The following is an 11,644-nucleotide window of genomic DNA, read 5'->3' as shown; positions in this document are numbered from 1 at the left end:
ATCCTTCGAAAAAGCCCTCGGAAACCCCATCCCCTACGAAATCACCGGCCGCCGCGCCGGGGACCTCCCCGCCTTCTGGGCCGACCCCACCTCAGCCCTCGCCGACCTCTCCTGGTCCACCACCAAAACCCTGGACCAGATGTGCGAGGACCACTGGCGCTGGCAAAAAAACAACCCCAACGGCTACACCGCCTAGCACCGACTGCTCCGTAACTGCCCTTATCAGCACCGACAAGGGCACAGGGCCCACACCGGCAGGGTTCCCTGGCCGAGCTTGCAAGGCGAGGCGAGCACAGGGCCCACACCGGCAGGGTTCCCTGGCCGAGCTTGCAAGGCGAGGGGGCCGGTGGGGACCAGTCATCGACTGCGAGAGCTCTTCTATTTGCGGGGCCGCTTGATGCAGGCGGCAATCAGTACGGCGGAGGACATCCAGAGGGAACCGCCAGGACCCGTCGGAGCCGCCAGTAATCCGGCCGCCAGGGGCAGTGTGACTTGGCCGAGTCTGTTGCCGAGAAGTCGGAGCGCCAGCGCGGCACCGCGGGAGGCTGCTGGAACAGCCCGGCTGATCAATGTCATGGTGATGGGTTGTCCCAGCCCCAGGAAGAACCCCGCGATGGCGAGCAGGACGCCGGCCAGGATGGGGACCTCAAAAAGCCACGGCAGGAAAGCCAATGGGATGGCCGCCCCGGCAAGGCTCGCCGTGACAAGCCCCGGTCTGCTCCAGTGAGAGAGCAGGACCGGCAGGAGCAGGCGGGATGAAATGGAGGCTCCGGCCCGGATGGCCAGAAGGACGCCGACCATCACGGGTGCGACTCCTCTTTCCTCACCGAGCAGTGGGAGGAACGCGACGAGGATGTCGGTCGTTGCGAGCAGGGCGAGGCTTGCCGCCATGTTGGTTTTGACTGTTGGAGTGCCGAGGAGGGAAGCGACGGAGGCCGGGGGCGAATTGCGGGAATTTGGCTCTGCTGTGGGTTCTTTCTTTGGCTGCTTGACTGACGCCCCCAAGGCGGCGGGAACGGCCAGGACGGAGATTGCAGTTGCGAGCATGAGCGCCGTGTTGGCGTCCGCGAGCCGGGCCGCGGCGGGCACATCCTGCGCTGCCCCCATAAACAGACCCGCCAGGAGTGGCCCCGCGAGTTGACCCACAGCGAATGCGGCGGTGAACCAGCCAAAGGCAGCGTCCATTTCGTTGAACGGGAGAAACCTGGCAATAGCTGCCTGCCCTGCGATGGTGAAGCACAGGTGGCCAAGGCCCAGGACCGCACTGGCTATACCAATTAAGAGCAGGGATGGGGCCGCCGACAACAGGAACGGTCCGGCCGCAAGCAGAACTGTTCCGGCGACGATGATGCCTCTCAATGATGAGCGCCGGTCCGTCACTCTCCCAAGCCACAACGCGATCACCACGGGAAGCAGGGCATAGGCGGCCGACGCCAGGCCGACTACTACGGCGTCTCCGCCGAGGGCCAGAACTTTGTAGGAGATCAGAGGCCGCGCCAGGTTGAGGGCTATTTGGCATAGGACCGCAGATGAGATCAGCATCCACAACCATCTGCGGGACGATCCTTGCCTTCTGCTCAAAGCATCCCTTCCTCAACCGGATTTCCTCGCCATCGGGCACGCGCCGCTGCAATTCGTGGACAAAGTCTCTTCCTACAGTAGTTCTCAGCAGGGTGAGGTTGTCGCAGCCGTTAAGCGCAACGGTTCACCTGAAGTCGGCCACGCTCCATGGTCGGCAAACTCATCCTCGGAAGCACAGTCCAACGAATCCTCCTGGACGCTACCTGCCCCGTGCTTGCCGTCCGGGCGGACAAGCTCTGAACATCGCGGGCAGCCAGCAACCCACCATGGACCGCCGGGCCCACTCCCGGCATGCGTCGGGCCCTATCCCTGCACTCCATCGCAACAGGTAGCCCGAAGGACGGGCGCGGGGCGCGGGTCCGCACGCAGAAGAAGGCAGGGCGACTGAAAGGTCGCCCTGCCTTCCCACTACCCAGCGAGCCGGTTCCGCCGGCCCCTGGGGGACCGTTTCCGGGGATCTAGCTGTTGCCGACGGGGGAAACGGGAGATTCACCGGAAGGGATATGGCTCTGGCCCATCCCGCACACGCCTGGACCGTCCGGCGGGAGCGAGGCACTGATTTGCCTTCGCGACACGTTCGGCCTGATTGGGTTAGCTAGGTCCCCGCGAATACCGCCGGCTCAGGTGGCCGCAGCAACGACTGCATCATGAAGGCAGGCCACGAATTCAGCGGCGGCCGGGGCCGGACGCCCTGCCTGCGCAATGAGCAGTGAAGTCTTTGGGCTGGTCGTTATCGGGCGGATGACGACGCCGGTCGTCTGGAACCGGGATATCGACTCCGGCAGTATGGAAATACCCAGGCCTGCCGCCACGAGTCCGACCACCGTCTCCTGGTGAATCGCTTGTTGAACCACATGGGGGATCCGGCCCGGCGTGAAGATCCTCAGGACCTGGGCAACAAATCCAGGCATCAGCCGGTATGGAAAAAGGATCATGCCTTCTTGGGCCAGTTCATCGGGGACGACTTCATGATGCGACGCGAGCGGGTGCCTCTCCGGAATAACGGCCACAAGCGCCTCGGTAAGGAGTGGCTCCAGTCTCAGCCCCGGCGCCGGTTCAGGGTCCCGGATGAGCCCCAGATCCAGCCCGCCCTCAAAAAGCTCCTCAGCCTGTTCGCCGCTGGTCAGCGGGCGCAACACGAGATCCACCCTCGGCTGAAGTTCCCGGAACCGCCGCACTGCCTCAGGAATTACCGTGTAGCTCGCCGAACTGACAAAGCCGACCCGGAGACGGCCGCGCCGGCCGCTCCCGACGTCGTTGATCTCGGCAACAGCGTCCTCCAGGTCGTCCAGCACAGCCTTGACCCGCTTTTGAAACGACTCCCCCATGGGAGTCAGCGACACCCTGCGCGTTGACCTGTCGAACAGTTCGGAGCCCAACTCCTTCTCCAGACGACGGATCTGAACAGTCAGGGGCGGCTGGGACATGTGCAGCTTCTCGGCGGCCCTGCCGAAGTGAAGTTCTTCCGCCACCGCAAGAAAATACCGTAGCTGCCGCAGTTCCATGGCTCCATTATTGCCGATCCGCTAATAGTGGGCAGTCAAAAGATATTGGACGCACGGGTGTGTGCAGGGGCTTACTGGAAGAGGCCGCTCCCCTTGGATGGATCCCCAACTCCAGAGTGACCGGCAGGTCCCGCAGTCCGCAGAGCAGAAAGTCGTCCACATGACAGCCTCCAAATACATCGTCGTCGGTGCTGGTCTGGCCGGGGCGGCCACGGCATGGCAACTGGCCTCCCAGGGACACGAAGTGACCATTCTGGAGCGGTCTACACCGGCAAATCACGCCGGCAGCTCGCATGGTTCCGCACGTATCTTCCGCTACGCGTACCCGGACGATTTCTACACACGTCTGGTCGTCCAGTCGAAAGCCGGTTGGGATGAGCTGGCGCGTCTGAACGGGAAGCAGTTTATAAGCCCGACTGGTGCGGTGGATTACGGTTCGACGCGTCAGGCGGAGCGTCTGGCTTCGGTTCTGGCGGCAAACAATGTTGAACATGAGCTGCTGTCTGCCGAGGAAGCCCGCTCACGTTGGCCTCAAATCGCGTTCGACACCGACGTGCTGTGGCATCCCGGAGCCGGAGTCATCGACGCCGAAACAACGGTCACGGCGATGCTGGACCTCGCCGTGACCCAGGGCGCGCAGCTCAGGACGGGCTGGGAGGTTTCCTCCGTAGGATCCTCCGGCAAGGGTTACACCGTGCACTCAGCCGACGGACGGATCATGGAAGCAGAGAACATCATTGTCAGTGCAGGCGGTTGGCTCCCCGACTTGCTGGGAAACCTGTCCCTGCCGGAGGCGTTTCTGGCCCAGATTCCTCGCATCGAAGTCAGGCAGGAGCAGGCCTACCACTTTCCGTACAAGGACCAGGCACCTGAGGACCAGGCACCGGTATCGGCCCAAGCCTGGCCCACCTTCATCCATAAGCGTGAAGGCATTCAAACCTACGGATTGCCGGGAGGCCGGGACGCTGGGTGGCGTGGCCAGAAGGTTGCTGAGTACAACGGCGGAAAGATCATGCCGTCGGCGTCCGCCCAGGACGGTCTCATCGATCCGGCAAACCGTCGGCGTGTCATCGACTACGTGCAGCGCTATCTCCCTGGCCTCGTGCCAGAACCCTACGCAGAGACGACGTGCCTGTTCACGAACACGCCCACCGAGGATTTCATCATCGACAAGGCCGAGAACATCACTGTGGTGTCGCCGTGCTCCGGGCATGGAGCGAAGTTCGCCCCGCTGATCGGTCAGTTCGCCGCGGACCTCGCCACCGGGGCGGGCAAGGTGCCAGATGAATTCCGGCTAGGCAGCCGTACCCAGTCAGCCGCACACTGAGTGCCGACCCAGCCCAGCTTTCAAAGGAACATCAAGTGAACGTCGACTTCCCTCTCCATACAGCATCAGTGGCCGGACTCCTGGATCAGATCTCCTCAACCGGAATGGATCCCCAGCGGGGCGGCTACACCAGGCCCGTTTTTTCCGCTGCTGAACTGGATCTGCGTTCCTGGTTTATCGAGCAGGCGACAAACCGCGGGCTCGCGATCGAGCACGACCGTAACGGTGTGATCTGGGCATGGTGGGACATTGCCTCCGGGAACCGCGACGGCGCCCTGGTCACAGGCAGCCATCTGGACTCGGTGCCGGGCGGCGGGCCATACGATGGGCCGCTGGGCATAGCGTCGGCACTGGTGGCGCTGGACATTCTCCGAAACAGGGTCGGCGCGCCGCCCCGGGCAGTCGCCATTGCGGTTTTTCCCGAAGAGGAAGGCTCCCGTTTTGGGGTCGCATGCCTCGGGTCGCGGTTGATGACCGGCGCCATTGACGCGGACAAGGCACGCAACCTCCGGGACCAGGACGGGATCACCTTTGCCGAAGCGGCTGCCGATAATGGGCTGGACCCCCGGTTCATCGGCAAGGACACCGAAAGGCTGTCAAAAATCGGTGCGTTCATCGAACTACACGTCGAACAGGGCCGCGGCCTGATCGACCTGGACAGGCCAGTGGCCATCGGATCCTCAATCCTCGGCCATGGGCGGTGGAAGCTCTCCGTCCACGGGCAGGGAAACCACGCCGGAACAACCCTGATGGAGGACCGCAAAGACCCCATGGTCGCTGCCGCAAGGATCATTGTCGGCATTCGCGAAAGCGCCACAAACCATCCACAGGCAAGGGCAACCGTCGGACGGATCCAACCCGTTCCCGGCGGGACAAACGTCATCGCGTCCCGCGTCGACCTCTGGCTCGACGTCAGGCATCCCGAGGACGCCGTCACCGCAGCCGTGGTTGAAGACATCCTCGGCCGCTCCCGGATCGTGGCTGCAGAAGAAGGCTGTTCGGTCGAACTGCGCGAGGAGTCCGTCAGCAGAACCGTCCACTTCGACCGTCCGCTCAAGGACCGGCTCCAGCTGCTCCTTCCGGACGCACCCGTGCTGGATACGGGCGCCGGCCATGACGCCGGCGTCCTGTCGGAGGTCCTACCTACGGCGATGCTCTTTGTCCGGAACCCCAGCGGAATTTCCCACTCACCGGAAGAACATGTCGAGAACGACGACGCCGAGGCCGGAGCCGTCGCGCTCGCGGCTACGCTGGAAGGGCTGATCCTTCAACCGCAGACTGCCGCCAGGTGATACATGGCGGGCGGAACGCTGCCGTTCTACCCACCCGGTTTTGGCATGAACGGAATCAGCAGGAGGGGCCCACCCTGTGCTGTGCCCCTCCTGCTGTCTGCAGATCATGCCGGGTCTCCAGTCCCCCTCCACTGTCCGGGCACATTAACCAGCCGACAGTCTTTGACCTGAGCCCTTCACGGGAGCGGTCAACCACCGGTCTGGCCACCCGAATAGCTCACAAGGGCGCTGTGGTCCGTGAATTCACCGTGTCCGAGCTGATCCATATCTATGAGGTCAGGGCGACTCTGGAAGTTGAAGCGGCCCGCAGGGGAACCTCGAACATAGACGATGCCGGCCTTGCCCACATGGAGGCCGCTTGTTCACGAATGCAGCCCGCAGTCGCAGAGAAGAGGGTCTCAGAGGCCTTGGACGATGATGAGGACCTCCTCCGCACGCTGTACTCCGCACAACCAATGAGGAGCAAATCCATGCCTGGGCCAGTCAGACGCCAAACCCGCAGACGTCCGCATCTAGTAGGTGTTCGGGAGGTCCCGGTAGCTGTTCTGGTATAGGAAGTGGCCGTCCATGTCCCGGATGACGTGGTCGACGCGGTCGCGCATTGCGGCACGCCTCCCGGCATCCAGAGCCTCGGACCGATCCGTGCTTACGACGAGGGACTGAAGGCTTCCTTCTCGCCGGCTCTTCCACATCAGATCTTCATAGAAAGTCTCGACATTGCTTTGGGCCATAACGGATCCTTCCCCCAAGAATCATTTGGGGCAGAGAAGCTGAAATCGCCGTGAGGCGATAGCTGCCCGGACGGCAGTGATACAGCTTCCTGCTCCAATGCTGCCGCGACGCTTCTGCACGGCCGCCTTCACCAAAGTCTCGATCCGGACCCTCAAGGACTGGACAACACCCTCTCAAGATCTGCTCAAGAATCCCAGATTCACGTCGGCAGGCAGTCTGGTCATCTTGTATTTAAGCAGCACGATCCCTGACGGGAAGGGGCGGCACTCCAGGAGCCCAAGCTTCGTCCACTGGCTGATCCTGCCGAAGCAAAGCACGCCGCTCCCCAGGACCACCGGCACGATGGAAATACTCCATTCGTCCAACAACTCCAACTCGATGAATTGCGTCAGGATCTGGGCACCGCCGTAGACGCAAAGATCCTTGTCTTCGGGGATGGAGGACTTGATTTCAGCGACCAGTTCTCGTAGATCTCCAGAAAACAGCCTGGTCTTCCCGCGCGTGGCCATACCTGGGTCATGGGTCACAACATGGGGTCTCAGAGCGGACATATCCATCGAGGCTGACTGCCATCCCGCCGAAAACGGTGCCCATGAGGCCTGACGCTATCCACGCCCCGCACCTCGGTCAAGGTCGACGCCCTCAAGCCAGCACTCATAGCGAGCCGTTCGGCGTCGGGCAGTTCGTGGCGGACGTCTGCGGGAAGGTGCGTGAGGCGTCACGACCACCTGCTTACGCAGTTAAGACCCTAAGTCCCACCACGCTAGGAGAACGACCATGGCCGCTAAGTTCGAACTGTATCTTGATGCGGATGATTCCTTCAGGTTCCGACTCGTCGCATTGGACGGTACCGTCATGCTCACGTCGGAGGCATTCCCGCACGAGGATGTTGCAATCGCAGGTATCTGGACTGTCAGAGAGGCCGCAGCCGCCGGGAGAATCGTGGACCTCACGGGTTCGGATACCAGCGTCTGACGTCACGACGCGGCCGCCTGCCTGTCCGTCACGATCCGGCTCTTTGCTGGTTAGCCCTGCACGACCAATGTCGAGGTGGCGGGCGTACCGGAAAGGGACAAAAAATGGGTGTGTCGGGACAGCTTCGGGCGACAGCGGCCAATGACCAAACGCTGATTCGGGCACTGCCGCCACGATCAACCAAGACGTCTGGCCGGGATGCTGACGGACAGGCCCAGGCGCCGGGAGTCGGCATGGGGATCCTTCACGATCCGGTCGAATTATCCCGCCGTGTCAACAGGGTCTTCTCGGCCGTAGAACCTGAAATGAGCAGGGAAGCGGGGCTGGCAGTCATCACCGGGCTTCTGGCCGGGTCGGGGCACGTACCGACCGCCCAGTGGTGGAACAATCTCCTCGACGGCGTCCCCAACTCCGTCAGAAGGCCCGAAGTGCTCGACACACTTGCCAGATGGCTCGACGTCGATGCCAGGTACTTCACGCACACGGACCGTGAACGTGACGACCGCATCGAAGCCGAGCTGGATCTCTACCGTGCCCTCAGGGAAATCCACGCCCGGCTCATGGATGCCGGGATCCAGGGCGGCAGGGAAGTCACCGCCCGACTAATCCAGGAACTCACGGCAATTCTCCACAAGCATTATCCGACCCCACGCAGATAGATTCCCTGTAGAGGGAAACAGGCGCGGCGGGGGAATTCCCTCCCGCCGTGCAGACGTGTGGGGAGTGCGGCGGTGCGACGTGCGGCCGTGTTGGATGCGCGTCCATGTGTGACGTTCGGTTGTGTGGGACGGGGGCCTCCGGCAAGAACTCAAGCCTTCCGGATGCCGCCCGTCCCGTCCGCTCGCGGGTGTCTCACGTCCGCGTCGCGAATGTGCAGTCAGACGTCCTTTGGCTGGGGGGTGGCCGCCGGACGCAGCATGGACAACTGATCGCCTGCACACTCCCTTAACTGCCCAGGCTGTGATTCCTGACGCGGGGACCGCCGGGGCCAGACATGGACCTCGGCCCGAAGTGACAGGTCACGATCCGCCCTGCTGCTCGTACGCGGTGCGCAGCCCGGCCCTGGCACGGATCAGTAACGCCGAGACCGCGTTGGGTTCGATGCCCAAAATCGGCGCGATGTCTCTTGGCTTCTGTCCCATGACCTCGGCATACCAGAGCACTTTCCGCCACCGCTCCGGCAAGGAACGCATCGCCGCAGCGACGTGCTCATGTTCGAACACAGACAGAACAGTCTCGAGCCCATGGTCGTCAACAGGACCCGGGTCCAGGTCCTCGTCCGGTGCTGGCTGCTCTCGACCGCGCTTGGTCCAGAACGTCATCGCGACTGAACGGATTGCGGTGTTCAGGTACGGGCCAAACACATCGGTCGGTCCGTACCCGTTTCTGATGGCGCCGACAGCCTTTGCGAACCCATCATGAAGCACGTCCTCGGACTCCTGGGCGCCCGACATCAGACCCCGGATGAACCGTAGCCCCGGCTCGCGATACCTTTCATACAGCACTGCCATGGATTCCGCGTCCCCGGCCCGGACGCCGTCAATCAAATCCGATTCAGGACCCAAAGCCGCCGGAACCGGGATCGCAGAGGGCTCGGTTGCGGCGCCAGCCTCCGACACGTCCTGCCTGGCTCCGTAGGGCTCGCTGGATGCTGCAGGGCACAGGTGCCCGTCCCCCGGTGAAGCGTGCTCAAGTGTTTCCATGTGGTTGCCTGCCGTCGACGCTGAAAGCGAGGCCACACTCCCGGCGCCTCACTCCATTCACCTCGGATAAGCCCGTTCCATGACGCGGTGGCCCATAATTCTTTGCGAAACGTTCGCAAGTGCTGACGGATCCGACGTGATCGCGCCGTGCCGGTGATTCTCTTGCCGCCGCCAGGCGTCAGCTTTTCGCCTCCGGGCCGTTAATGGGGTAGTAAATCCGTATCGCTGAGCAGGTGCCTGTCTGGCGATGTCACTTGGGGGGTTCATCATCAGCATTTCCAGCGGAATTTCGACCGGTCAGGGTCCCACAAGCACCGCCCAAAGCGTACTTGCCCCCACACCGCCAAGAGTCCCTTTCCCGACCGAACCACCGCCGGCCAAGCCTGCACCTAATCTCGTGTCCTGCAGAGAGACCGGATCGGCCCGGACCGGTAGGATGAAGACCATCAGCATAGGCAGCAATCCGGGGGTGATCGGCATGCCTGAAGGACCTGACCCGAGGATGACCGTATCGGTGGGCCAGCGGGAGTTCGAGGAACTGAACCGCGAATGGGCTGACTACGTTGCCGCGACCAGTGGGGGCCTAGGCCCGGTTGACCCGGTTCTCACACTACGGCGCACTGGTCGGATCCTGCGCTCCCTGGACCGACTGCTGGCTTCACTGGACCGCGAGGATGGCATGACCCAGCATCCGCCGGGGCCCACGAGCATCAATGACCAGCGTGAATAGAGGCGGTTTCCGTCACACAGTGACTTGTTCATGTTTTTTATGACCAAAACTCATTGAAAGCTGCACAAGGTGATTTTGTGAAGGCTAACAACTTTCGCACCCGCCAGGAATTCATCGTCCGCCCGGAGTCACCATGTTTACAGTTTCCCCTCAGCAAACTGCCGCATCTACGTACCAGGCGTGGTTGTGAAGGCCTCCTCCCACACCATGCTGCCTGGCGGATCTGCAGGCATGGAAGGCGATATGGCCGAGGCGGAGGCAACGGCTGAGGCCGAAGCCAGCCTTGTCCAGGATTGCCGGGAAGGCAGGGCCGGGGCAGTTCTTGAGCTGTACCGGATCCATTGGGAACCTGCCTTGGCGTATGCCCAGAGGCTGAGCAGGTCCATACATGACGCAGAAGACATCGCTGCGACGGCCTTCCTCAAATCACTCTCTGCGATGCGACGCGGGAAAGGGCCAGTTGGCCCCGTCCGGCCCTATCTTCTCAGGGCCGTCCGCTCAGCGGCGCTGGACCGTCATTCGTCCGCTGAGCATCCATCAGAACGAATAACCGAGCTGGCTGACGATCGGAACCCCGGGCTCGACCACACCGGCCAGCAGGAGCACGATTTCGTGGCGGAGGCCTTCGCGACACTGCCCCTTCGTTGGCAGCGGGCTCTTTGGTATGTGGAAATTGAAGGACTGAAGCCGCGCGAAGCCGCCCCTCTTCTCGACATTACGCCCAACGCACTCTCGGCCCTCCTCAGGCGTGCGCGGAACGGACTTCGTGAGGCCTATCTCGTGGTGTATCTGCGCAACGCACAAGACAGCGGCTGCGAGTCCATGCTTCCGTTTCTGGCCGGGGCTGCACTGGACCGCGCTACCGCGGCGAACCAGGCCAAGGTGGACAGTCACATCCGCACGTGCCGGAGCTGCCGCCGGGCACTTCAAGGATTGGGCGACCTCAGTTCTAAAATGCAGGGCGTCCATCCGGGACTTCTTCCAGCGGTGCTCTCGCCGGTGATGGCCGTCCGGATCCTCGAACTCTTGTCTTCCCCTGCCCATTACCCCTTTGCCCACATCGCGGAATCCATCCATGAATCCGCTGACATTGTTCCTGCAGTCCTCCAAGGGCTGAAAGCCCTTGGAGCAGCGGCGGCCGTTGTCGTGCTCATGCTGCTGCCTGCGGCGCCGAACGCTGCGGTGACGGAGCTGGAGCACGACGGCCGTTTCGCCGATTGCTCCGCTTACGCAACATCCGTCGGCTGCATGCCCCATGCAGCCTTTGACCCGGTTTACCTCCAGGCACGGGCCGAATCGCGCGGCTCCCAGTAGGCAGCGCCTACCGGGACGGTTACCGACGGGACAGTTACCGCCAGGACAGTTGCCGCCGCACAGCTGGATCAGCCACGGCGATCCAATGAAGAGGGCTCACGCCGCCCGGACCTCCGCTTTGCCTTTGCCAGCCCCGCACCCTTCGCAGGGAGCTACGGCCAGCTGTTCCAGCTGCCTCGCCCAGGCCGTGACGTCCTGCAGGGTTTCAACGAGCCAGGGCACCTCGACATGGGCCAGCTGCGACTGCGCCCAAACCCCCGCCACCGGCCCCAGGGGGTAGATCGCCTGACGCCGCAGCCTGAGAATCAGCTCCAGCCGATCCTCCACGGAATCGACCGCCTCCTTCTCCCCGTATGACGAGGATCTGGTGTCCGGTGTGGCCTGCGCGTTCATTTAATGTTCCTTCCGCGAAGGAGTTGCCGTGGACCCTTGAAGTCACACAGTGCTCTCAGTTCGCTAGAGAACAAACGCCGAATCCAGCACTT

The 11,644-nt window shown here is 62.8% G+C and carries 13 protein-coding genes and 2 pseudogenes; 9 read left to right on the top strand and 6 right to left on the bottom strand.

What is annotated here, in order from left to right; all coding sequences use genetic code 11:
* Positions 1 to 196 (top strand): annotated as a pseudogene (locus tag J7E80_RS11600) (UDP-glucose 4-epimerase GalE); the annotation flags it as partial.
* A 182-nt stretch (positions 197 to 378) separates the two neighbouring features.
* On the opposite strand, the gene J7E80_RS11595 reads toward J7E80_RS11600, so the two are convergent.
* On the bottom strand, positions 379 to 1,542 hold the full coding sequence (locus J7E80_RS11595) for an MFS transporter (protein ID WP_215051662.1): 1,164 nt from the start codon (positions 1,540 to 1,542) through the stop codon (positions 379 to 381).
* A 174-nt stretch (positions 1,543 to 1,716) separates the two neighbouring features.
* Between J7E80_RS11595 and J7E80_RS11590 the strand changes: the two are divergent.
* Positions 1,717 to 1,821: pseudogene (locus tag J7E80_RS11590) on the top strand (universal stress protein); the annotation flags it as partial.
* 380 nt (positions 1,822 to 2,201) lie between these two features.
* Here J7E80_RS11590 and J7E80_RS11585 read toward each other — a convergent pair.
* Entirely contained in the window at positions 2,202 to 3,086 is an 885-nt protein-coding gene (locus tag J7E80_RS11585; RefSeq protein WP_215051660.1) for a LysR family transcriptional regulator, read from the bottom strand.
* Between the two features lie 160 nt (positions 3,087 to 3,246).
* Here J7E80_RS11585 and J7E80_RS11580 point away from each other — a divergent pair, with 160 nt between their 5' ends.
* Genes J7E80_RS11580 through J7E80_RS24615 form a run of 3 tightly spaced genes read left to right on the top strand, consistent with a single transcriptional unit; the run spans position 3,247 to position 6,259 of the window.
* Positions 3,247 to 4,413 carry an FAD-dependent oxidoreductase gene (locus J7E80_RS11580; protein ID WP_215051658.1) on the top strand — a complete coding sequence of 389 codons (1,167 nt, stop codon included), beginning with the start codon at positions 3,247 to 3,249 and terminating at the stop codon, positions 4,411 to 4,413.
* A gap of 35 nt (positions 4,414 to 4,448) precedes the next feature.
* On the top strand, positions 4,449 to 5,705 hold the full coding sequence (locus J7E80_RS11575) for an allantoate amidohydrolase (RefSeq protein ID WP_311380810.1): 1,257 nt from the start codon (positions 4,449 to 4,451) through the stop codon (positions 5,703 to 5,705).
* A complete protein-coding gene (locus J7E80_RS24615) occupies positions 5,702 to 6,259 on the top strand; it encodes an FCD domain-containing protein (protein WP_396020760.1) in 558 nt (185 codons plus the stop codon). The genes J7E80_RS11575 and J7E80_RS24615 overlap by 4 nt, the downstream gene beginning before the upstream one ends.
* Here the strand turns inward: J7E80_RS24615 and J7E80_RS11565 are convergent.
* Entirely contained in the window at positions 6,218 to 6,436 is a 219-nt protein-coding gene (locus tag J7E80_RS11565) for a DUF2188 domain-containing protein (RefSeq protein WP_215051655.1), read from the bottom strand. The two genes, J7E80_RS24615 and J7E80_RS11565, sit on opposite strands and share 42 nt — an antisense overlap.
* Positions 6,437 to 6,610: 174 nt before the next feature.
* A complete protein-coding gene (locus tag J7E80_RS11560; RefSeq protein WP_251036749.1) occupies positions 6,611 to 6,946 on the bottom strand; it encodes a dihydrofolate reductase family protein in 336 nt (111 codons plus the stop codon).
* Between the two features lie 268 nt (positions 6,947 to 7,214).
* Here J7E80_RS11560 and J7E80_RS11555 point away from each other — a divergent pair, with 268 nt between their 5' ends.
* Together J7E80_RS11555 and J7E80_RS11550 are read left to right on the top strand one after the other, a co-directional pair.
* A complete protein-coding gene (locus J7E80_RS11555; RefSeq protein ID WP_215051651.1) occupies positions 7,215 to 7,412 on the top strand; it encodes a DUF1508 domain-containing protein in 198 nt (65 codons plus the stop codon).
* A 305-nt stretch (positions 7,413 to 7,717) separates the two neighbouring features.
* The gene (locus J7E80_RS11550; RefSeq protein WP_215051650.1) at positions 7,718 to 8,071 is read left to right on the top strand and encodes a hypothetical protein; all 354 of its coding nucleotides are present in this window, start codon (positions 7,718 to 7,720) and stop codon (positions 8,069 to 8,071) included.
* 360 nt (positions 8,072 to 8,431) lie between these two features.
* Here J7E80_RS11550 and J7E80_RS11545 read toward each other — a convergent pair whose 3' ends face one another.
* On the bottom strand, positions 8,432 to 9,115 hold the full coding sequence (locus tag J7E80_RS11545) for an RNA polymerase sigma factor (RefSeq protein ID WP_215051648.1): 684 nt from the start codon (positions 9,113 to 9,115) through the stop codon (positions 8,432 to 8,434).
* A gap of 436 nt (positions 9,116 to 9,551) precedes the next feature.
* Here J7E80_RS11545 and J7E80_RS11540 point away from each other — a divergent pair, with 436 nt between their 5' ends.
* Positions 9,552 to 9,845, top strand: coding sequence for a hypothetical protein (locus J7E80_RS11540; protein WP_215051647.1), 294 nt, complete (start codon positions 9,552 to 9,554; stop codon positions 9,843 to 9,845).
* Positions 9,846 to 10,031: 186 nt separating this feature from the next.
* Positions 10,032 to 11,159 carry an RNA polymerase sigma factor gene (locus J7E80_RS11535; RefSeq protein WP_215051645.1) on the top strand — a complete coding sequence of 376 codons (1,128 nt, stop codon included), beginning with the start codon at positions 10,032 to 10,034 and terminating at the stop codon, positions 11,157 to 11,159.
* 96 nt (positions 11,160 to 11,255) lie between these two features.
* Here J7E80_RS11535 and J7E80_RS11530 read toward each other — a convergent pair whose 3' ends face one another.
* Positions 11,256 to 11,552 (bottom strand): hypothetical protein, encoded by a 297-nt coding sequence (locus J7E80_RS11530; RefSeq protein WP_215051644.1) that lies wholly within the window; start codon positions 11,550 to 11,552, stop codon positions 11,256 to 11,258.
* Positions 11,553 to 11,644 lie beyond the last annotated feature (92 nt).

This window comes from Arthrobacter sp. ISL-28 (assembly GCF_018613875.1).
GTDB lineage: Bacteria > Actinomycetota > Actinomycetes > Actinomycetales > Micrococcaceae > Arthrobacter.
This window is presented reverse-complemented; position numbering and strand designations above follow the sequence as displayed.

Coding starts and splice junctions, on each gene's coding strand:
- J7E80_RS11565 (WP_215051655.1), bottom strand. CDS start 6,436: ATGGCCCAAAGCAATGTCGAGACTTTCTATGAAGATCTGATGTGGAAG.
- J7E80_RS11580 (WP_215051658.1), top strand. CDS start 3,247: ATGACAGCCTCCAAATACATCGTCGTCGGTGCTGGTCTGGCCGGGGCG.
- J7E80_RS11585 (WP_215051660.1), bottom strand. CDS start 3,086: ATGGAACTGCGGCAGCTACGGTATTTTCTTGCGGTGGCGGAAGAACTT.
- J7E80_RS11595 (WP_215051662.1), bottom strand. CDS start 1,542: ATGCTGATCTCATCTGCGGTCCTATGCCAAATAGCCCTCAACCTGGCG.
- J7E80_RS11540 (WP_215051647.1), top strand. CDS start 9,552: ATGAAGACCATCAGCATAGGCAGCAATCCGGGGGTGATCGGCATGCCT.
- J7E80_RS11560 (WP_251036749.1), bottom strand. CDS start 6,946: ATGGCCACGCGCGGGAAGACCAGGCTGTTTTCTGGAGATCTACGAGAA.
- J7E80_RS11550 (WP_215051650.1), top strand. CDS start 7,718: ATGAGCAGGGAAGCGGGGCTGGCAGTCATCACCGGGCTTCTGGCCGGG.
- J7E80_RS11555 (WP_215051651.1), top strand. CDS start 7,215: ATGGCCGCTAAGTTCGAACTGTATCTTGATGCGGATGATTCCTTCAGG.
- J7E80_RS11545 (WP_215051648.1), bottom strand. CDS start 9,115: ATGGAAACACTTGAGCACGCTTCACCGGGGGACGGGCACCTGTGCCCT.
- J7E80_RS11530 (WP_215051644.1), bottom strand. CDS start 11,552: ATGAACGCGCAGGCCACACCGGACACCAGATCCTCGTCATACGGGGAG.